The organism is Rhizohabitans arisaemae (assembly GCF_025996515.1).
Lineage (GTDB): Bacteria > Actinomycetota > Actinomycetes > Streptosporangiales > Streptosporangiaceae > Rhizohabitans > Rhizohabitans arisaemae.
Genome location: NZ_BLRH01000048.1, coordinates 1 through 250, shown reverse-complemented (window position 1 = coordinate 250; position 250 = coordinate 1). Strand labels below are relative to the sequence as shown.

At 56.8% G+C, this 250-nt stretch carries 1 protein-coding gene; it reads right to left on the bottom strand.

The window, feature by feature from the left end; translation table 11 throughout:
- Positions 1–43: 43 nt before the first annotated feature.
- Positions 44–250, bottom strand: a 207-nt coding sequence (locus RUR_RS26625; protein WP_283137942.1) for a hypothetical protein, incomplete at its 5' end; no start/stop codon positions are given.

Genomic DNA, 250 nt, shown 5'->3' with positions numbered 1-250 from the left:
ACTCCGGTGGAGACCGAGCGGTGTGCGTGCGTTCCTTGAGAACTCAACAGTGTGCTAAAAGCCAGTGCATTTGTGATGTATTGAACCCCTGTCCCGGCCGGGTGTCCTTGCGGACGCCGACACGGCCGGGTGGGATTCCTTTGGTGAACACCCCGAATTTTCCTTGGGGTGGTTTGCCGGGATTGTTTCCAGACATTGTTTGGAGAGTTTGATCCTGGCTCAGGACGAACGCTGGCGGCGTGCTTAACAC